18 protein-coding genes are annotated in these 19890 nt (G+C 71.6%); 8 read left to right on the top strand and 10 right to left on the bottom strand.

Going from position 1 to position 19890, the window contains the following annotated elements; all coding sequences use genetic code 11:
- Positions 1-34 precede the first annotated feature (34 nt).
- The 4 genes from ACFQZY_RS11040 to ACFQZY_RS11055 all read right to left on the bottom strand — a co-directional run bounded on the left by ACFQZY_RS11040 (position 35) and on the right by ACFQZY_RS11055 (position 3187).
- Positions 35-592 (bottom strand): TPR end-of-group domain-containing protein, encoded by a 558-nt coding sequence (locus tag ACFQZY_RS11040; RefSeq protein ID WP_377415682.1) that lies wholly within the window; start codon positions 590-592, stop codon positions 35-37.
- A 216-nt stretch (positions 593-808) separates the two neighbouring features.
- A complete protein-coding gene (locus tag ACFQZY_RS11045; RefSeq protein ID WP_377415683.1) occupies positions 809-1231 on the bottom strand; it encodes a hotdog fold thioesterase in 423 nt (140 codons plus the stop codon).
- Between the two features lie 21 nt (positions 1232-1252).
- Positions 1253-2542, bottom strand: coding sequence for a solute carrier family 23 protein (locus ACFQZY_RS11050; protein ID WP_377415868.1), 1290 nt, complete (start codon positions 2540-2542; stop codon positions 1253-1255).
- A gap of 135 nt (positions 2543-2677) precedes the next feature.
- Positions 2678-3187, bottom strand: coding sequence for a flavin reductase family protein (locus ACFQZY_RS11055; RefSeq protein ID WP_377415684.1), 510 nt, complete (start codon positions 3185-3187; stop codon positions 2678-2680).
- A 79-nt stretch (positions 3188-3266) separates the two neighbouring features.
- On the opposite strand from ACFQZY_RS11055, the gene ACFQZY_RS11060 reads away from it, so the two are divergent.
- The 5 genes from ACFQZY_RS11060 to ACFQZY_RS11080 all read left to right on the top strand — a co-directional run bounded on the left by ACFQZY_RS11060 (position 3267) and on the right by ACFQZY_RS11080 (position 10136).
- Positions 3267-4040 (top strand): alpha/beta fold hydrolase, encoded by a 774-nt coding sequence (locus ACFQZY_RS11060; RefSeq protein WP_377415685.1) that lies wholly within the window; start codon positions 3267-3269, stop codon positions 4038-4040.
- A gap of 88 nt (positions 4041-4128) precedes the next feature.
- Positions 4129-6462, top strand: a complete 2334-nt coding sequence (locus ACFQZY_RS11065) for a xanthine dehydrogenase family protein molybdopterin-binding subunit (protein WP_377415686.1) — start codon at positions 4129-4131, stop codon at positions 6460-6462.
- A 114-nt stretch (positions 6463-6576) separates the two neighbouring features.
- The gene (locus ACFQZY_RS11070; RefSeq protein ID WP_377415687.1) at positions 6577-7764 is read left to right on the top strand and encodes an FAD-dependent monooxygenase; all 1188 of its coding nucleotides are present in this window, start codon (positions 6577-6579) and stop codon (positions 7762-7764) included.
- A gap of 41 nt (positions 7765-7805) precedes the next feature.
- Positions 7806-9161, top strand: coding sequence for a fumarylacetoacetase (gene fahA, locus ACFQZY_RS11075; RefSeq protein WP_377415688.1), 1356 nt, complete (start codon positions 7806-7808; stop codon positions 9159-9161).
- 60 nt (positions 9162-9221) lie between these two features.
- On the top strand, positions 9222-10136 hold the full coding sequence (locus ACFQZY_RS11080) for a LysR family transcriptional regulator (protein WP_377415689.1): 915 nt from the start codon (positions 9222-9224) through the stop codon (positions 10134-10136).
- A 45-nt stretch (positions 10137-10181) separates the two neighbouring features.
- Here the strand turns inward: ACFQZY_RS11080 and ACFQZY_RS11085 are convergent, their stop codons facing one another.
- The 3 genes from ACFQZY_RS11085 to ACFQZY_RS11095 form a co-directional block, all read right to left on the bottom strand.
- Positions 10182-11159: a Bug family tripartite tricarboxylate transporter substrate binding protein gene (locus tag ACFQZY_RS11085; RefSeq protein ID WP_377415690.1), complete on the bottom strand. Its 978-nt coding sequence runs from the start codon at positions 11157-11159 to the stop codon at positions 10182-10184.
- Between the two features lie 93 nt (positions 11160-11252).
- Positions 11253-12098 carry a metallophosphoesterase gene (locus ACFQZY_RS11090; protein WP_377415691.1) on the bottom strand — a complete coding sequence of 282 codons (846 nt, stop codon included), beginning with the start codon at positions 12096-12098 and terminating at the stop codon, positions 11253-11255.
- Positions 12095-13072: a LysR family transcriptional regulator gene (locus ACFQZY_RS11095; protein ID WP_377415692.1), complete on the bottom strand. Its 978-nt coding sequence runs from the start codon at positions 13070-13072 to the stop codon at positions 12095-12097. Before ACFQZY_RS11095 ends, ACFQZY_RS11090 begins: the two co-directional genes overlap by 4 nt.
- Positions 13073-13187: 115 nt before the next feature.
- On the opposite strand from ACFQZY_RS11095, the gene ACFQZY_RS11100 reads away from it, so the two are divergent.
- Together ACFQZY_RS11100 and ACFQZY_RS11105 are read left to right on the top strand one after the other, a co-directional pair.
- Entirely contained in the window at positions 13188-13496 is a 309-nt protein-coding gene (locus ACFQZY_RS11100; RefSeq protein ID WP_377415693.1) for a hypothetical protein, read from the top strand.
- Between the two features lie 19 nt (positions 13497-13515).
- Entirely contained in the window at positions 13516-13677 is a 162-nt protein-coding gene (locus ACFQZY_RS11105; RefSeq protein ID WP_377415694.1) for a hypothetical protein, read from the top strand.
- 102 nt (positions 13678-13779) lie between these two features.
- Here ACFQZY_RS11105 and ACFQZY_RS11110 read toward each other — a convergent pair whose 3' ends face one another.
- From ACFQZY_RS11110 to ACFQZY_RS11120, 3 genes are all read right to left on the bottom strand, one after another.
- Entirely contained in the window at positions 13780-15636 is a 1857-nt protein-coding gene (locus tag ACFQZY_RS11110; protein ID WP_377415695.1) for a phosphoenolpyruvate carboxykinase (GTP), read from the bottom strand.
- Between the two features lie 347 nt (positions 15637-15983).
- Positions 15984-16124 (bottom strand): hypothetical protein, encoded by a 141-nt coding sequence (locus ACFQZY_RS11115; protein WP_377415696.1) that lies wholly within the window; start codon positions 16122-16124, stop codon positions 15984-15986.
- A gap of 70 nt (positions 16125-16194) precedes the next feature.
- Complete coding sequence (locus ACFQZY_RS11120) at positions 16195-17397, bottom strand: threonine ammonia-lyase (RefSeq protein ID WP_377415697.1); 1203 nt, start codon at positions 17395-17397, stop codon at positions 16195-16197.
- A gap of 121 nt (positions 17398-17518) precedes the next feature.
- On the opposite strand from ACFQZY_RS11120, the gene ACFQZY_RS11125 reads away from it, so the two are divergent.
- Positions 17519-19819, top strand: coding sequence for an ATP-binding protein (locus ACFQZY_RS11125; RefSeq protein WP_377415698.1), 2301 nt, complete (start codon positions 17519-17521; stop codon positions 19817-19819).
- Positions 19820-19890: the final 71 nt, after the last annotated feature.

A 19890-nucleotide genomic window follows, 5' to 3' on the forward strand; every position in this document is an offset into this window, starting at 1 on the left:
GCCCGGGTGTGCGGAGTGCCGGCGGCTGCGGCGCTCAGGGTTTCACGGAGGCCGAGGCGTCGCCCGCCCGGACCTCGAGGCCACCGCCTGGCAGGACGCGGGCCACGGCGTCCGGTGCCGGGGCAGGGGTGCCGACCCGCGGTGCGGACGGCTGCGGTGCGGCGGAAGCCGCCTGCGCGCTCGTGGCCGCGCCCGGGCTGGCCGAGACGATCAGGGCGAGGAAACGCGGGTCGGTCCGCAGCAGGGCGAAGTGGTCGTCCAGCAGCAAGCGGGTGGGGTCGACCGCGCCGTGGTCCGCGGCGATGCGCAGGTAGGCCAAGGCCTTGTCGGTGTCGCCAAGCCGTGCGGACGAGCGTGCCACCACCAGCGCGGCGTCACCGCGCGCGGCGCCGGCCTTCTGCGCCAGCGGGGTGGCGTGCTCGATGGCTTGCTGGAACCGGCCCTGCTCCAGCGCCGCGTTGGCCTCCTGCAGCGCCGATGGGTCGGTCTTCGGCCGGATGAAACTGGCGAACTGCTCGCGGGCCTGGTCACAGCCCGAGGCAATCAGTGAGGCAGAAAGTGCAAATAATGCGATGAAGACTAGGCGACGCATCGACTAGAAAAAAGTTAAATTGAATATAGTGGTCAACGTGAATGTTATTTGTGCGGTGCACGAATTGCAATGCAGCAAAAGTGCCTAGGGTGTGTCTTGCAGGGGGGGTGGCGCCGCGCGGGTGTTGAGCCGCAAGGGCGGCCGGGCGCGACAGGGCCGGGCCGCGAGGCTGCGGCCGGCATGGATGCAGGGAGCGGGCCCGCGGGGGGCGGTGCGCTAGCGCGGCGCCAGCACCGCCATCGTGATGCGCGAGACGCAGGTCGGCCGGCCCTGGTCGTCCTGCAGCTCGATGGCCCACACCTGGGTGGTGCGGCCGATGTGGACGGGCCGCGTCGTGCCCGTCACCCAGCCCGCGCTCACGCCGCGCAGGTGGTTGGCATTGATGTCCAGGCCCACCACCTTGTGGCCCGGCGCGCAGCTGTGGGCCGCGCCCAGCGAGCCCAGCGTCTCGGCCAGCACCACGCTCACCCCGCCATGCAGCAGGCCATAGGGCTGGCTGGTGCGATGGTCCACCGGCACGCGGGCGCGGATGAAGTCGTCGCCGACCTCGAGGAACTCGATGCCGAGGTGTTCAGCCGCCGTGCCGCGACTCAGCGAGGTGAGCGACTCGACGGAGATGGGGTGGGTCCAGGTGGGCATGTGGACGATCTTACCGGCCGCTCACTTGCCGTTCGTGCCGCGACCGAGCAAGGCCCACAGCAGGATGGCGCCGAAGGTGGCGGTGCCGATGCCGCCCAGGGCGAAGCCGCCGAACTTCAGGGTGAAGTCACCGGTGCCCAGCACCAGGGTGATGGCGGCCACGATCAGGTTGCGGTTCTGCGAGAAGTCGACCTTGTTGTCGACCCAGATCTTGGCGCCGGCCACCGCGATCAGGCCGAACACCACGATCGACACGCCCCCCATCACCGGCAGCGGGATGGCCTGGATCACGGCCCCGAACTTGGGCGAGAAGCCGAGCACCACCGCGATCAGCGCCGCCAGCAGGAACACCGCGGTCGAATAGATCTTGGTCGCGGCCATCACGCCGATGTTCTCCGCGTAGGTGGTCACGCCGGTACCGCCCGAGGCGCCGCTGACCATGGTGGCGATGCCGTCGCCGATGAAGGCGCGGCCCATGTACGGATCGAGGTTGCGCCCGGTCATCGCGGTCACCGCCTTGATGTGGCCCAGGTTCTCGGCCACCAGGATGATGGCCACCGGGGCAATCAGCAGCATGGCCTGCGCCTCGAACACCGGCGCGGCGAAGGTCGGCGCGCCGAACCAGGCGGCGCTGGCGATGCCGGACAGGTCCATCGGCTTGCCCAGGCCCATGCCGTTGGTGAGGACCGCGTAGACCACCGAGGCCAGGATCAGGCCGACCAGGATCAGGAGGCGCTGCACCATGCCGCGGGTGAACACCGCCACCAGCGCCACGCACACGAAGGTCACGGCCTGCATCCATGACTCGAAGTTGTTGGCCGCCATGTTCTTGACGGGGATGCCCGCCAGGTTCAGGCCGATCACCGCCACCACCGAGCCGGTGACCACCGGCGGCATGAAGCGCTCGATCCAGCCGGTGCCGATGGCCTGAACCACCGCGCCGATCACGGTGTACAGCGCGCCGCAGGCGACGATGCCGCCCAGCGCCACGCCGATGTTCGCGTTGGGGCCCTTGCCCGCATACGCCGTGGCCGCGATCACCACGCCGATGAAGGCGAAGCTCGACCCCAGGTAACTGGGCACTTTGCCACCCGTGATCAAAAAGAAGATCAACGTGCCGATGCCGCTCATGAGGATGGCGGTGTTCGGGTCGAAGCCCATGAGGATCGGGGCCAGCACCGTGGCGCCGAACATCGCGATCACGTGCTGCACGCCCATGGCCGCCGTCTGCGGCCAGGGCAGGCGCTCATCGGGGCCGATCACGCCGCCGGCAGCCAGGGTGGACGCGGGCTTCTCGGCCCAGTGGAACATTCCCATGTATCGCTCCTTGCTACAAAAAGTGGAGCGATCCTACAAGCAATGGCCGTGCCGCGACAGTCAAGCGGGCGACGCGCGCGGCCGGGGCGCGTCGGGGCTGCGGGGGAGGGCGGGCGCGGCCCGCCGCGGTCAGAGCGGGTGCTCGGTGTAGAACCGGCCGCCGTGGAACAACAGCGGCGAGGCGCCCGCGCGCAGCGTGCAGCGCTCGACCTCGCCGACGAAGATGACATGGTCGCCCTCGTCGTAGCGGCTGCGGTTGAAGCACTCGAAGGTGGCGGCCGCGCCCGCGATCAGGGGCACGCCGCCGGCGCCGGTCTGGCTTTCCACGCCGCGCCAGCGGTCGATGCCCTTGGTGGCGAAGCGCTCGGCCAGCTCCTTCTGGTCGGCGCCCAGCACGTTGATCGCGTAGTGCGAGTGCGCACGGAAGGCCGGCAGCGAGGCGGCGGCCTGCGACAGGCTCCACAGCACCAGCGGCGGGTCCAGCGAGACCGAATTGAAGGAGTTGGCGGTCAGCCCGATCGGGGTGCCGTCCTCGGCGCGGGTGGTGACGATGGTCACGCCGGTGGCGAACATGCCCAGCGCGGCGCGGAATTCGCGCGTCGAGAAGCTGGGTGTCTGGGCTTGGCGGGAAGGCGTCATCGTCGGGAGGCAGCGGGGGGCGGGCGGTCAGCGGGAACGCGGGTAGTATGACCGCAAGCCGCAGGAGCCGCAGAAGACCATGAGCTTGCCCACTTTCACCACGCTGGGCGCGGGCCCGACCGTGCTGCTGCTGCATGGCGAGGCCGGCGGCCACCTGGCCTTCGCGCCGCAGGTCGAGTCGCTGGCCATGGCCGGCTACCGGGCAGTGGCCTGGGACATGCCGGGCTACGGCCAGAGCCCGCCGATCGAACCCTATGCCTTCAAGGGCCTGGCCCAGCGCTGCGTCGCCCTGGTCGAGGCGCTGCAGGCCGGCCCGGTGGCCCTGATCGGCCACGGCATGGGCGGCATGGTGGCCCAGGAGGTGGTGGCCCGGCGGCCCGAGCTGGTCGGGCGCCTGGTCCTGTGCGGCACCCGCGCCGCGCTCGACGAGGCGGACCGCGCGGGCTTCGTGGCCCGGCGCACCGCGCTGCTCGACGAGGGCCGCGACATGGCCGGCCTGGCCGAGGTCCAGGTGCCGCAGTGGATCGGCCACGCCGCGATGCCCGAGGGCGTGCGGCTGGCGCAGCACGCCATGGGAATGGTGCATGCCTCCACCTACCGGCGGGCGCTGCAGGCCATGGCCGCCTTCGACCGGCGCGATGGCCTCGCCCGCATCCACGTGCCCACGCTGCTGCTCGCGGGCGAGCACGACCGCGAGGTCCCGCCGGCGGTGATGCGCGACATGGCGCGGCGGATCCCCGGCAGCACCTTCCTCGAGATGCGCGGCATCGGCCACCTGCAGAACCTCGAGGCGCCCGACGACTTCGACGGTGCGCTGCTGAACTTCCTCGCGCTGCCGCGGCTGCTGCACTGAGGCTGCCGCACGGCGTCACCCGGCGGGATCGCCCGGGTGACACCGGGCCCGCCAGGTGCGCCGCACAATCGCGCCCAGGAGACACACCATGAGCCAAGACGACCCCCAGATCGCCGCGCGTTTCGGCAGCGGCCGCGCCGTGCCCCGCCTCGAGGACGATGGCCTGCTCAAGGGCCAGGGCCAGTTCACCGACGACCTCGCCCCCGAGGGCGGGCTCAAGGCCTGCTTCGTGCGTTCGCCGCACCCCCATGCGCGCATCGTGCGCATCGACGCCGACACCGCCCGCGCCATGCCCGGCGTGGCCCTGGTCCTCACCGGCGAGCAGCTCGCGGCCGAGGGCATCAAGCCCATGCCGGTGACCGCCGGCTTCAAGCGCCCCGACGGCTCGCCCGGTGCCTCGCCGGTGCGGCGGGTGCTGGCGCACGAGCGCGTGCGCTTCGTGGGCGAGGCGGTGGCCGTGGTCGTGGCCGAGACCCTGCAGCAGGCCCGCGACGCCGCCGAGGCGGTGTGGGTCGAGTACGAGGACCTGCCGCATGTGGTCACCGTGGAACAGGCCACCGCCGAGGGCGCGCCGGCGCTGTGCGAGGCCGCGCCCGACAACCTGGTGGCCCAGAGCCGCTACGGCGACGCCGAGGCCACGCGCCAGGCCTTCGAGCGGGCCGACCACGTGGTGTCCCTGGAGATCCACAACCAGCGCCTGTCGGCGCTGGCCCTGGAGCCGCGTTCGGTGCTGGCGTGGGTCGCCGAGGACGGCCGACTCACCATCCGCCTGAGCAGCCAGATGCCCTCGGGCCTGCGCGACACCGTGGCCGCCTGCCTCGGCCTGGACAAGGCGCAGGTGCGCGCCACGCTGGGCGACGTGGGCGGCGGCTTCGGCATGAAGACCGGCGCCTACAGCGAGGACGTGGCCACCGCCCTGTGCGCCTGGAAGCTGCGGCGCCCGGTGAAGTGGATCGCCGACCGCAGCGAGGAATTCCTCAGCGCCGTGCCGGGCCGCGACCTGCACACGCAGGCCTCGCTGGCGCTGGCCGCGGACGGCCGCATCCTGGGCCTGCGCGTGCACTCGCAGGGCAACGTCGGCGCCTACGCCCTGCCCACGGGCACGGCCATCGTGCTGCTGATCGGTCCCTGGGTGCAGACCAGCGTCTACGACATTCCCCTGGTCGACTTCCAGTTCCAGGCCATCCTGACCAACACCGCGCCGGTCTCGGCCTACCGCGGCGCGGGCCGGCCCGAGGCCATCTTCATCATCGAGCGCCTGATGGACGAGGCCGCCCGCCAGACCGGCATCGACCGCGTGCAGCTGCGCCGGCGCAACTTCGTGCGCCCCGAGCAGATGCCGTACAAGAACCCGATGGGCCAGACCTACGACGTCGGCCGCTTCGAGCATGTGATGGACCAGGGCCTGGCCCAGGCCGACTGGGCCGGCTTCGAGGCCCGGGCCGCCGCCAGCCGCGCGCGCGGGCTGTGGCGCGGGCTGGGGCTGTCCACCTTCCTCGAATGGACCGGGGGCAACGTGTTCGAGGAGCGCGTCACGCTCACGGTGCTGGCCGACGGCACCATCGAGGTCTTCTCCGCGGTCAATGCCATGGGCCAGGGCATCGCCACCACCCTGGCGCAGCTGGTGGTGGATGTCTTCGGCGTGCCGATCGACAAGGTGCGCGTGGTCCTGGGCGACACCGACCGCGGCGACGGCTTCGGCACCGCCGGCTCGCGCTCGCTGTTCACCGGCGGTTCGGCCATGCGCATCGGCGCCGAGCGCACGCTCGACGCGGCGCGCCAGCTGGCCGCGAAGGAGCTGGAGGCCAGCGCCGAGGACCTGGCCTACGAGGCCGGCCGCTTCCACGTGCGCGGCACCGACCTGGGCATCGACCTGGCCACGCTGGCCGCGCGCCAGGCCGGCGGCCGTATCCACCTCGAGAGCACCAGCGCCGTCTCCGGCCCGACCTGGCCCAACGGCTGCCATGTCTGCGAGGTGGAGGTCGATCCCGCCACCGGCCAGGTGCAGGTGGTGGCCTACAGCGGCGTCAACGACATCGGCAAGGTGGTCAATCCGACCATCGTTCGCGGCCAGCTCGATGGCGGCGCGGTGCAGGGCCTGGGCCAGGCGCTGTGCGAGGCCATGGTCTATGACGAGGCCACCGGCCAGCCGATCACCGGCAGCCTGATGGACTACGCCGCGCCGCGCGCCGACTTCATGGCCTGCGATTTCGTGACCACGACCGACGAGTCCACCCCCTGCAAGAACAACCCGCTGGGGGTGAAGGGCGTGGGCGAGCTGGGCACCATCGGCGCCACGCCCTGCGCGGTCAATGCAGTGGCCGACGCCCTGGCGCGCGCGGGCCGCGCGGACCTGTCGCCGGTGCTGCAGATGCCGCTGAGCCCGGCCCGCCTGTGGAGCCTGGTGAACGCGGCGGCCTGAGGCCCCGGCGGGCGGCGGATTCATCGGCGCGGGCGATCAAGCCAACGGAACTTTGAGCTTCCCCGCCCTCGCGCCACCCCGTACAGTGCGCTCGCTTTCCAGGAGGAGACAGGCATGCGTATCGCGGTGATCGGCGCGGGCATCGGCGGGCTGACGGCAGCCCTGGCCCTGATGCGACGGGGTTTCGAGGTGCAGGTGCTGGAGCAGGCGCGCGAGCTCGGCGAGGTCGGCGCGGGCGTGCAGATCAGCCCCAACGGCAACCGCGTGCTGGCCCACCTGGGCCTGGCCGAGGCGGTGGCCCGCGTGGCCGCGGAGCCCGCCGGCAAGAAGGTGCGGCTGTGGAATACCGGCCAGACCTGGAACCTGTTCGACCTGGGCGCGACCTCGCGCGAACGCTACGGCTTTCCCTACCTCACGCTGCACCGCGCTGACCTGCACCAGGTGCTGGTGGACGCGGTGCGGGCGATGCGGCCCGACGCGATCCGCACCAACACCCGCATCGACCGCGTGGCCCCGCGCGGCGACGAGGTGGTGGTGGAATGCGGCGGCCAGGTGGTCGCCACCGCCGACGTGGTGGTGGGCGCCGATGGCGTGCACTCGCAGGTGCGCCAGTGCCTGATCGGCGAGGACCGCCCGGTCTTCTCCGGCATCATCGCCTGGCGCGGCGTGATCGATGCCGAGCGCCTGCCGCCCCACATGCGCCAGCCCTATGGCTACAACTGGGTCGGCCCCGGCAGGCACGTGATCCACTACCCGCTGCGCCGGGGCACGCTGTACAACTTCGTCGGCGCGGTGGAACAACAGGGCTGGGAGGTCGAGTCCTGGTCCGCGCAGGGCAGCGTCGAGGAATGCCTGGCCGATTTCGCCGGCTGGCACGAGGACGTGCACACCCTGATCCGCGCGCTGCGCACGCCGTTCCGCTGGGCCCTGATGGGGCGCGAGACCCTGCCGCGCTGGAGCTTCGGCCGCATCACCCTGCTGGGGGACGCCTGCCATCCCACGCTGCCGTTCCTGGCCCAGGGCGCGGTGATGGCGCTGGAAGACGGCCTGGTGCTCGCGCGCTGCCTCGAGGCCTGGAAGGACGACCCCGAGACCGCGCTGGCCCGCTACCAGGCCGCCCGCGTCGACCGCACCCGCCGCATCGTCGAGGGCTCGGCCGGCAATGCCAAGCGTTTCCACAACCCGGCCCTGGCCCATGCCGAGGGCGCGGCGCGCTATGTCGACGAGCAGTGGAGCGAGGCGCGCGTGAAGGAGCGCTACGAGTGGCTGTTCGAATACCAGGCCGACACGGTCGCTCTCTGACGCCGCCGCCTTTCCTGCCCCCGACCCACCGGAAGCCCCTCGTGATCCCTCTCAACGCCACCCATGATCCCGCCCGCCGCAGCTGGGTGACCCCGGCCAACGCCGAGGGCGCCGACTTCCCGGTGCAGAACCTGCCCCTGGGCCTGTTCACCCTGGCCAGCGAGCCCGCGGGCGCGGCGCCGCGCCCGGGCGTGGCCATCGGCGACCAGGTGGTGGACCTGCGCGCGCTGGACGCCGCGGGCCTGCTCACGGACGAGGCCGCGCGCGCGGTGCGCGCCGTGCCCCCCGGCAGCGCCGGCCTCAACGGGATGATGGCGCTGGGCCTCGGCCCCGCCTCGGCGCTGCGCGCGCAGCTGTCGGACCTGCTGCGCGAGGGCGGCCCCGGCGGCCTGCGCGAACGCGCGGCGAGCCTGCTGCACCCGCAGGCCGGCGTGCGCATGCACCTGCCCTGCGTGGTCGGCGACTACTCCGACTTCCTCTCCTCGCGCGCGCACTGCGACCGACTGGGCCGCTACAAGGGCCTGGCCGAGCCGGTCCCGCCGGTGTTCGACTCGCTGCCCGTGGCCTACCACGGGCGGGCCTCGTCCATCCGCGTCTCGGGCACGCCGGTGCGCCGGCCCAACGGGCAGTGGCGCAGCCCCGAGGGCGAGGTGCGCTTCGGCCCGGTGGAGGCGCTGGACTTCGAGCTGGAGATGGCCGCCCTGGTCGGCGCCGGCACCGAGCTGGGCCAGCCGCTGTCGCTCGACGAGGCGCCGGGCCGGATCTTCGGCTATGCGCTGCTCAATGACTGGTCGGCCAAGTCGGTGCAGTGGTGGGAGCAGATGCTCGGCCCCTTCCTCGGCAAGAGCTTCATGACCAGCCTCTCGCCCTGGGTCGTCACCGCCGAGGCGCTGGCGCCCTTCGCCAAGGCCGCCCCGCCGCGCCTGCCCGGGATGCCGCCGCTGCTGCCGTACCTGCACTCGCCGCGGGACCGCGAGCGGGGCGGGCTCGACGTGGCCCTGGAAGGCTGGCTGTCCACCGAGGCCATGCGGGCCGCGGGCCTGGGCCCGGTGCGCCTGACCTCGACCCACCTGGACAACCTGAACTGGACCTTCGGCCAGATGATCACGCACCATGTCTCCAACGGCTGCAACCTGCAGCCCGGCGACGTGTTCGGCACCGGCACGATCTCCGGCGTGCCCGACGAGTCCATGGCCTGCATCACCGAGATCACGCGCTCGGGCCGCGAGCCGCTGCGCCTGCCCAATGGCGAGGAGCGCCGCTGGCTGCAGGACGGCGACGAGTTCACCATCCGCGCGCGCGCCAGCGCCCCGGGCCGCGTGTCCATCGGCTTCGGCGCCTGCACCGGCCGCGTGCTGCCGGCGGTGGACTACCCGCTGCCCGCCGCGGCGCCCTGAGGCCGCAGGCGGCTTGCGGCGCGTCGTTATCATCGCGGCCACCCCGCACGGGTGGCGCCGATGAACCTCAACCTGAACCTGCGGCAGCTCAAGGCTTTCCTGGGCGTTGCCGACACCAGCAACTTCACCCGCACCGCGCAGAAGCTCCACCTGAGCCAGGCGGCGCTGAGCGCCAGCATCCGCGAGCTCGAGGGGCAGCTGCGCTGCCGCCTGTTCGAGCGCACCACGCGCAGCGTGGAGCTCACCGCCGCCGGCCGCGACTTCCTGCCGGTGGCGCAGTCGGTGGTGGAGGCGCTGGAGCGCGCCGCGCGCGAGCTGCACCAGCGCGGGCGCGACGGCATCTCCCGCCTGCGCCTGGGCTTCACGCCCATCCTCGCGTCCAACGTCGTGCCCGAGGTGCTGGAGGAATTCCAGCGCCAGTTCCCGCAGGTGCAGGTGGACCTGGTCGACGCCGGTCCCGCCGACCTGCTGGCGCAGGTGGAGGCCGACCGGCTCGACGCCGCCTTCGGCGCCTTCGCGCAGAAGCGCTCGGGCCTGTCGCAGCTGGAGATCGCGCCGGCCACGCTGATGCTGGTGCACGGCGAGCCCTTCGCCGGCATCGGCCCGCGCATCGCCTGGCCGCAGGTGTTCGAGCACCCGCTGGTGGCCCTCACCGAGGCCAGCCCGGTGCAGCAGCTGGTGAACGGCATGGCGCGCGAGGTCGGCGCGGACCTGCGCCCGCGCATGGTGGTGCACCAGCTGGAGACCGCGCTGGGCCTGGTGGAGCGCGGCTTCGGGGTGGCGGTGTTCCCCTCGTTCGCCCGGGCGGCTTGGCGCCGCTTCCAGGTGCGCGCCAGCGAGATCGAGCCGCCGGCGAGCATCGGCTACTACCGCGTCGCCAAGGCCGGCAAGGAGGCCGGCGACGCGCTCGACGGGTTCACGCAGCTGATGATCCGCCGCATGCGCCACGCCGTGCCCTTCGAGGACGCGGCCTAGGGTGTGTCATCGGATTCCCCGGGCCCGGCGCGGATCAGGCGCGGATCACTCCGCGGTCGCCCCCGTCATCTTCACCACGCGCGCCCACTTGCGCGTCTCCTCCTCGACGAAGCGGGTGAACTCCGCGGGCGTGGTGCCCTGCGCCTCGGCGCCCAGGGTGCGCATCTGGGTGGCGACCTCGGGCAGCTTGAGCAGTTTCACGATCTCGGCGTTGAGCCGGCGCACGACCGGCTCGGGCGTGCCGGCGGGCGCGACCACGCCGCTCCAGAAGTCGGCCATCACCGGCTTGCCGCCGGCTTCCTCCACGGTGGGCACCTCGGCGGCGAAGCCGGAGCGCTTGTCACTGAGCACCGCCAGCGTGCGGGCGCGGCCCGACTTCACCGCGGCGGCGGTGGTGCCCACGGCATCGACGGTGAAGGCGGTCTCGCCCGCGGCCACCGCGCCGATGGCGGGCGCGCCGCCGCGGTACGGCACGTGCGTGGCCTTGATGCCCAGCGTGTCCACCAGCAGCTCGCCGGTGAGGTGGCCGATGGAGCCCACGCCGGCCGAGGAGAAGCTCACGCCGTTGGGGTTCTTGCGCGCGTACTCGATGAACTCGCGCAGGTTGGTCGCGGGGATGCCGGCGTGGATGATCATCACCTGCGGCCCGCGCGCCACCAGCGAGACCGGCGTGAACGCGCGCGCCGGGTCGTAGGGCAGCCGGGCGCCGTACAGCGAGGGGTTCACCGCCAGCGTGCTGCTGCTGCCGTACAGGAGGGTGTAGCCGTCGGCCGGGGCCCGGGCCACTTCGGCCGAGCCCACGCTGCCGCCGGCGCCGGGCTTGTTGTCCACCACCACCGGCTGGCCCAGTGCCTCACCGAGCTTCTGCGCCACGGCGCGCGCGGCGATGTCGGTGGGGCCGCCGGGCCCGAAGGGCACGACCAGGCGGATCGACTTGGTGGGGTAGGCGGGGGGCGTCTGCGCCATGGCCGGCGCCGCGACGAGCGCGAGCGCGGCCAGCAGCGCCTGGCGGCGTGTCTCCATGGGCTGTCCTTGTGGTGGTGGTCTCGGTGCCCGTTGTACGGGCTCGCACGATGCTAGGGAATCCGTCGCAACCCGGGAAACAGGAAATCCCGATCACTTCACAAGCGAATCCGATGGCTGCGCCCGCGCCGGCCGGCCCAGGTCGATCAGCTGCAGCGGCCGGAAGGCCTCCTGCTCGCCCTTGACCGCGTAGCCCAGGGTGTTGGCGCGCACGCGGCAGCCGTCGGCCACGTAGTCCTGCGGGCAGTGCAGGTGGCCGTGCAGCCACCACTGGGCCTGCCCGAACAGGTCGTCCAGCGCATTGCAGAAGCCCGCGGTGCCGGGCGTGAGGCCGTAGCGCGGGTCGGCGCTGCGCAGGCTGGGCGCGAAATGCGTGACCACCACGGTCGTGCCCTCGAAGGGCGCGGCCAGCGCCTCCCGCAGCCACTGCTGGCAGGCCACGCCCAGCTCGCGCAGTTGCGCGGCCAGCACCGGTTCGCCGCCGCGCAGCGTGGTGTTCTTGCGCAGGTAGAAGTCGGCGGCGCGCCAGGCCTTCTCGCGCGCCTTGAGCTGCTGCGTGAGCGGCGCCTCGCGCGGCACCAGCGACTCGAAGTCAGTCCACAGCGTGGTGCCGACGAAGCGCACGCCCTGCACCACCACCACCTCGCGCTCCAGCCAGGTGATGCCCAGGCGTTCGCAGGTGGCGCGCAGGCGGGCGTGGGCCTCGTCGAACTCGAGGCCGTCGTACTCGTGGTTGCCGGGCACGTACAGCACCGGCGTGGGCCAGCCGCGGGCAGGGGCGAAGCGCTCGAGGCCGAAGTCGTCGCCCGGCAACTGGCTGCCCCGCTGGTAGGAGCCGATGTCGCCGGCGAGGACCAGCAGGTCGGCGCCCGGCGCGGGCGGCACTTCCAGGTGGGGATGGACCTCGAGGTGCAGGTCGGACAGCAGCTGGATCTTCATGCGTCGGCCCCAGGCTGGTGGGCGGTGAAGCCGCGCGAGGCGGCGCGTTCGACCGCGGCGCGCAGCCAGGCGTGGGCGCTGTCGCGCCCCTGGCGGCGGTGCCACAGGGCGTCCACGTGCACCGGTGGCACGGCGAAGGGCAGCTCGCGCATCGCGAGCACGTCGGCCATGCCGGTCTCGGGCACGAAGTGGCGGGGCAGCACGGTGAGCAGGTCCGAGGTGGCGACCACCCGGCCCGCGGTGAAGAACTGGTTCACGGTCAGCATGATGCGCCGTTGGCGGTCGAGGGCGGCGAGGGCCTCGTCGATGAAGCCGTAGGCGCGTCCCGAGAAGCTCACGAGCATGTGCTGCGCGGTGCAGAACTGGTCGATGGTGAAGGGGCCGGTGGCCAGCGGGTGGTCCTTGCGCATCACGCAGACGTATTGGCCGTCGTAGAGCCGGTGGTGCTCGAAGGCGGCGGTCATGCCGGCCTGGGCCTGGGCGGTGAGGTCGGCGAGCACCGCGGGGAAGTAGCCGACGGCGAGGTCCATCTGGCCCTCATCCAGCCGCTGGCGCGGGTCGCGCGTGGTCAGGGGCACGACGCGGATCGAGACCCGGGGCGCCTCGCGCCAGAGGATGTCCACCAGCCCCGGCATCACCGTGGCCGCGGTGGCGTCGGCCATGCCCAGCACGAAGCTGCGGTCGGCCTGGGCCGGCACGAACTCGCCCGGGGCCAGCGAGGCCTCCAGCTGGCGCAGCGCGTCGCTCACCGCCGGCCACAGCGCCAGCGCCCGCGGCGTGGGCTCCACGCCGTAGCCGCTGCGCACCACCAGCCGGTCACCCAGGAAGTCGCGCAGCCGGCCCAGCGCATTGCTCACGGCCGGCTGGGTCATGGCCAGGTTGCGGGCGGCCCGGGTCAGGTTGCGCTCGCTCATGACCTGGTCGAAGACCCGCAGCAGGTTCAGGTCCAGCGTCCGGAAGTTGGGTGCATTCATCATTGCCGTGAATGTTATCCATCATCAATCAAAATTTGGAAAATATCAGGGTCAACCCTAGTATTCATCCATCGGCTGGATGAACCAGCCCCTGTTCAGAGTTGAGAGGCTAACCATGACCACCTTCGTCCACGTCGATTACTCCCTGCAGCACCCCGGCGTCGTCCGCGCCGAGCGCACCTACGCCGCCCTGTCGGCCGCCGGCCACGGCAACCTGCTGCTGGGCCTGCTGGCCCTGATCGGTTCGCCGGTCGTGCGCCTGGGCCAGTCGCTGAAGGCCTGGCGCGCCGCCCGCCGCCTGGCGCGCGCCGACGCGCTGTACTGGGAAACCGCCCTGGGCGACGCCCGCGTGATGGCCGACATCAGCCGCGCGATGAGCGCCTCGGCCGAGGAAGCCGACGCCTTCTGGAAGGTCCGCGCCTGAGGCGCCCGGGAGTCCTGAAGTGAGCCAAGCGTTTTCCGTGGCATTCCCGGCGGTGCTCTGGCTGCTGCGCCATCTCCCGGCGCAGCTGCGCACCCTGCTGGATGCCTGGGTCGCCCGCGATGCCCGCCGCCGTGCCGAGCGCCGCCGCCAGCAGGCGGCGCGGTCGAGCGGCCGGCGCTGAACCCGCGACGCCCAGCAAAAAGCCACCCCGCGGGGTGGCTTTTTTCATGGCCGCCGGGGCCGGCGGCCGCGGGCCCCGGGCGCCCCGGGGCACCCGCGGGGATCAGGCCGCCAGGCGCGCTTCGATCTTGGCCTTGGTGTCCACCAGCTCCTGGGGCAGGTGGTAGGCCAGCTGCTCGAACAGCTCGGCGTGCAGCTGCAGCTCCTTGGTCCAGTCGCCCTTGTCCAGGTGCGTCACGGTCTCGAAGTGGGCGCGGGTGAACTCCAGGCCCTCCCAGGCGATGTCCTCGTAGCGGGGGCCGATGCCGAACAGGTTGTCGATGCCTTCGACGCGGCCTTCCAGGCGGTCGATCATCCACTTCAGGACGCGCATGTTCTCGCCGTAGCCGGGCCAGACGAACTTGCCGTCGGCGCCCTTGCGGAACCAGTTCACGCAGAAGATCTTGGGCAGGGTGCGGCCCTTGTCTTCCAGCTTGTGCTCCATGTCGAGCCAGTGCTGGAAGTAGTCGGACATGTTGTAGCCGGCGAACGGCAGCATCGCGAACGGGTCGCGGCGCACCACGCCCTGCTGGCCGAAGGCCGCGGCGGTGGTCTCGGAGCCCATGGTGGCGGCCATGTAGACGCCTTCCATCCAGTTGCGGGCCTCGGTCACCAGCGGCACGGTGGTGGAGCGGCGGCCGCCGAAGATGAAGGCATCGATCGGCACGCCGGCCGGGTCGTCCCAGGCGCTGTCCAGGGCCGGGTTGTTGGTGGCGGCCACGGTGAAGCGGGCGTTGGGGTGGGCCGCCTTGGCGCCGGTCTCCTTGGCGATGTGCGGGGTCCACTCCTTGCCCTGCCAGTCGATGGCGTGGGCCGGGGCGTCGCCCATGCCTTCCCACCAGACATCACCGTCGTCGGTCAGGGCGACGTTGGTGAAGATCACGTCCTTGTCCAGGCTGGCCATGCAGTTCGGGTTGGTCAGCGTGTTGGTGCCGGGGGCCACGCCGAAATAGCCGGCCTCGGGGTTGATCGCGTAGAGGCGGCCGTCGGCGCCCGGCTTGATCCAGGCGATGTCGTCGCCGATGGTGGTGACCTTCCAGCCATTCAGGGCCTTGGGCGGGATCAGCATGGCGAAGTTGGTCTTGCCGCAGGCGCTGGGGAAGGCGGCGGCCACGTGGTACTTCTTGCCCTCGGGGCTGGTCACGCCCAGGATCAGCATGTGCTCGGCCAGCCAGCCCTGGTCGCGGCCCATGGTGGAGGCGATGCGCAGGGCCAGGCACTTCTTGCCCAGCAGGGCGTTGCCGCCGTAGCCGGAGCCGTAGGACCAGATCTCGCGGGTCTCGGGGTAGTGGACGATGTACTTGGTGGTGGGGTTGCAGGGCCAGGAGGTCTGGTCCTTCTCGCCCTCGGCCAGCGGGGCGCCCACGGTGTGCACGCAGGGGACGAACTCGCCGTCCACGCCCAGCACGTCGTACACGGCCTTGCCCATGCGGGTCATGATCTTCATGTTCACGGCCACATAGGCGCTGTCGGACAGCTCGATGCCGATGTGGGCGATCTTGGAGCCCAGGGGGCCCATGGAGAAGGGCACCACGTACATGGTGCGGCCCTTCATGCAGCCGTCGAACAGGGGCTGCAGGGTGGCGCGCATCTCGGCGGGAGCCTTCCAGTTGTTGGTCGGGCCGGCGTCTTCCTTCTTCTCGGAGCAGATGAAGGTGCGGTCCTCCACGCGGGCCACGTCGGACGGGTCGGAGCAGGCCAGGTAGGAGTTGGGGCGCTTGACCGGGTCCAGCTTCTTGAAGGTGCCGGCGTCCACCAGCTGCTGGCAGAGGCGGTCGTACTCTTCCTGGCTGCCGTCGCACCAGTAGACCGAGTCCGGCTTGCACAGGGCGACCATGTCGGCCACCCAGGCAATCAGTTTCGCGTTCTTCACCCAAGCCGGTGCGTTGAGGCCGAGGCCCTGCATCACGGGAGAGTTCATGTCCAAAAGCTCCTGAAGTTAAAACCTGATTTCCCGAAGGAAGAGCTTGGACGCGGGGGTGGTGGCGGGCTCTGCCCTCGGGAAATCGGGCTTTCCCAGCTGATGAGACAGGGCTGCGGATCGGCTGGACCTTCGATTTTAGGGAGCCAGCCTCATGACAGGTTCGTGTTACGGCCTGATTTCATGCAAAACTTGCATGACGTTATGCGATCCAGGGCCTGCGGCCGTGCGGGCTGTCGCGGCCGTGACGCGCACAGGCCGCAAATGCCGACGGCCCGCCGCGCGGGATGCGCGGGCGGGCCGTCGGAGGGTGCCGGCCGGAGCCGGCGGCAGGGGCCGGAAGGGCCTCAGGCCATGGAAATCGCGATGAAGGCCAGCAGGAACATCAGCACGCCGCCGACGAGGGGCAGCACGACGGGGATGCTGTGGACGACGGATTCCACCGGGTCGTGGGTCTCGGCGGCGTGTTGGGTGTCTTGCTGGGACATGTCGGGATTCCTTCGCGTTGGGGGCTTTCGCAGATCCCCCGATTCTAGCGAAGCCGCGCCGGCGCCGGCCTCAGGCGAGGGCGGCGGCGAAGCCCGCCGCCCGCAGGGCCGCCAGCACGGCCTGCACATGGTCGGCGCCGCGGGTCTGGACGACCAGCTCGATCTCCACGTTCTGCGCCGCCAGCGAGGTGAAGGCGCGCTGGTGGTGGACCTCCTCCACGTTGCCGCCGGCCTCGGCCACGGTGACGGCGATGCGCGCCAGCGAGCCCGGCACGTCGCGCGCGCCGACGCGGATGCGGGCCAGCCGCCCGGCGCGCACCATGCCGCGCTGGATGATGGCGGCAAGCAGCAGCGGGTCGATGTTGCCGCCGGTGAGGACCAGGCCGACCTTGCGCCCGGCGAAGCGGTCCGGCGACTGGAGCAGGGCGGCGAGGCCGGCCGCGCCGGCCCCCTCCACCAGGGTCTTCTCGACCTCCAGCAGGGTCAGGATGGCATGCTCGATCGGGCCCTCGTCGACCAGCAGGATGTCGTCGACCAGCCGCTCCACCGCCTCGCGCGTGATGCGGCCCGGCGTGCCCACCGCGATGCCTTCGGCGATGGTGGTCTCGCCCACCGGCAGGTGCTGGTGCCTGACCGCGTTGTACATGCTCGGGAAGCGCAGCGCCTGCACGCCGACCACCTCGATGCCGGGGCGCAGGGCCTTGAGCGCGGTGGCCATGCCCGCCACCAGCCCGCCGCCGCCGATGGAGACGACCACGGTGTCCAGGTCCGGCACGGCCTGCAGCATCTCCAGGGCGAGGGTGCCCTGGCCGGCGACCACCTCCGGGTCGTCGTAGGGGTGGATGAGGGTGAGTCCTTGCTGCCGTGCCAGCGCGAGCGCGTGCGCGCGGGCCTCGTCCAGCGTGTCGCCATGCAGCACCACCTCGGCGCCGAAGCCGCGGGTGCGCTCCACCTTCACCCCGGGGGTGAAGCGCGGCATCACGATCACCGCGCGCAGGCCGCGACGCTGGGCGTGGTAGGCCACGCCCTGGGCATGGTTGCCGGCGCTCATCGCCACCACCCCGGCGGGCGCGCCGCCGGACTCGGCCAGCGCGGCGAACTTGTTGCACGCGCCGCGCTCCTTGAACGACGCCGTGAACTGCAGGTTCTCGAATTTCAGGAACACCTGGCAGCCGGCCGCCTGTGACAGCACCCGCGACTCGACGCAGGGCGTCTCGAGCACCTGGCCGGCGATGCGCTGCGCGGCCCGGCGGATGTCCGACAGTTCGACCATGGGGCCATTGTGGGCCGATTCGGGCCGGCCCGGCGAGGCCGGCGGGGCTGTCCGCAAAACAGGTATTCCATGTAGCATCGTCCCGCGTTATCGTGTGCCGCGTTGGCAGCTGGAGTCCGTCATGGGCAAGCGTTCGGTCGATGTGCAGGTGCTTCCGTCGCCGGGCCTCGTGGAGGCGCCGGTGCTGGACATGATGTGCTCGCACTTCGTGCTGACGCTGGCGGCCAAGCAGGGCGGCAAGTTCAACGTGCGCCGCGACCTCAATGGCCTGCTCTCGCTGGCCGGCCGCCACCTGGTGTGGCCCGTCTCCACCCTCGCGCGCCTGCGCGAGTTCCTCGCCCGCCGCTGCAAGGACAACGAGTTCTGGCGCGGCCACGAGGCCCTGACCGCCCGCGAGTTCCTCGAGCGCCACGGCACCTGGCGCGGCCCCTACGAGGAAGGCACGCTGTTCTTCTACCTCGACGAGTACGCCAAGGACCAGCCCAAGGACCTGCTGTCGGTGCTCACCGTGACCGGCGAATGGCTCACGCACGCCCTCAAGAAGCAGTCGACCCTGGTCGAGAAGAACATCGACGCGCTGGCCAGCCTGTTGCAGTTGAACCGCGCCGAGCGCGCGCTGCTGCTGTATGGCACGCTGGCGCGCTACCAGCGTGACCTGCGCAGCCTCCTCGTCGAGTTCAAGGTGAACAACGCCCCCGAGGCCTATGCGGCCATCGCGGAGATCGCGGGCGTGAATGCCGCCGAGGTCGGCGAGGCGCTGCGCGCCGGCTCGCGGCTGGAGCGCATCGGCCTGGTGGAGAACCTCATCTCCGAACACAACATCACCGACCTCGCCGACCTGATGAAGGTCAGCGAGAAGCTGCCGCCCGTGCTGATGCGCGAGTATCGCGACCAGGCCGAGCTGATGGCGGTGTTCACGCGGCCCTGCTCCAAGAGCGCGCTGGGCCTGTCCGACTTCGCCTTCGTCGAGGAGGATGCCCAGGTGCTCTCGGCCCTGCTGCGCAACGCGGTGGTGCGCAAGGAGCCCGGGGTCAACGTGCTGCTGTACGGCCCGCCGGGCACCGGCAAGACCGAGCTGGCCAAGGTGGTGGCGCAGTCGGCGGGGCTGGAGCTGTTCGAGGTGGAGTACGCCGACCGCGACGGCAACTCGCTCTCGGGCCGCGACCGCTACCGCTCGCTGCAGATCGCCCAGGTCTTCCTCAAGGGCAGCGCGCAGGCGGCGCTGCTGTTCGACGAGGTCGAGGACGTGTTCCCCCCCATCAGCACCGAGGCCGCGCAGATGATGGCGCGCGCCGAGCATGTGGTGGCGCCGGCCAGTGGCAGCGTGAGCGGCAAGGCCTGGGTCAACCAGATCCTCGAGACCAACACCGTGCCCACGATCTGGATCACCAACCGCATCGAGCAGATCGACCCGGCCTTCCGACGCCGCTTCGCCTACCACCTGGAGCTGAAGTCCCCGCCGCCCGGCGCGCGCGAGCAGCTGGTGCGCAAGACGCTGGAGGGCGTGGCCGTGTCCGATGCCTTCGTGGCCCGCCTGACCGAGCGCAAGGGCCTCACGCCGGCGCAGATCCGCACCGCTGTGCGCTTCGCCGGCCTCGCGCAGTGCGAGGCGGCCAGCACCGAGAGCCTGATCGAGCGCCAGCTGCACAACGCCGACCTGGCCCTGGGTTCGCGCAGCACCAGCCTGGGCGGGCGCCTGTGCGTCACCACCTACGACCTGGGCATGCTGCATGTCGAGTCCCGCTTCGAGGTGCCGCGCATCGTCGCCGCGCTCAAGGCCAGCGGCCACGGCTCGCTGTGCTTCTACGGCGCGCCCGGCACCGGCAAGACCGCCCTGGCCGAGCACATCGCGCGCAGCCTCGACCGGCCGCTGATGGTCAAGCAGGCCAGCGACCTCATGAGCAAATTCGTCGGCGAGACCGAGCAGCACATGGCGGCCATGTTCCGCGAGGCCGAGGCCGAGAAGGCGGTGCTGCTGCTGGACGAGGCGGACAGCTTCCTGCAGGACCGCCGCGGTGCGCAGCGCACCTACGAGGTCACCGAGGTCAACGAGATGCTGCAGCAGATGGAGCGCTTCGCCGGCGTGTTCATCTGCACCACCAACCTGATGGACCGCATCGACCAGGCGGCGCTGCGGCGCTTCACCTTCAAGATCCGCTTCAAGCCGCTGACGCGCGAGCAGCGCGAGCGCATGTTCATCACCGAGGCGCTGGCGGGCCAGCCCTCGCGGCTCACGCCGGCGCTGGCCACCCGCCTGGCGCGGCTGGACCAGCTGTGCCCCGGCGACTTCGCCGCGGTGAAGCGGCAGTCCACCATCCTGAGCGCGGAATTCAGCCCGGAGGACTTCGTCGAGCAGCTGGAGGCGGAGCACCGCATCAAGCCCGAGGTGCGCGAGGCGCGCGGCATCGGCTTCATGCAGTAGCCGTCGCGCGAGCCATCGGCGGCAGGCCGGCGTGCCGCGGGGACCGGTGCCCCGGTGCCGCTACCATCGGC

Source organism: Ramlibacter sp. GCM10027632 (assembly GCF_042675325.1).
In the GTDB taxonomy this organism is placed as follows: domain Bacteria; phylum Pseudomonadota; class Gammaproteobacteria; order Burkholderiales; family Burkholderiaceae_C; genus Ramlibacter.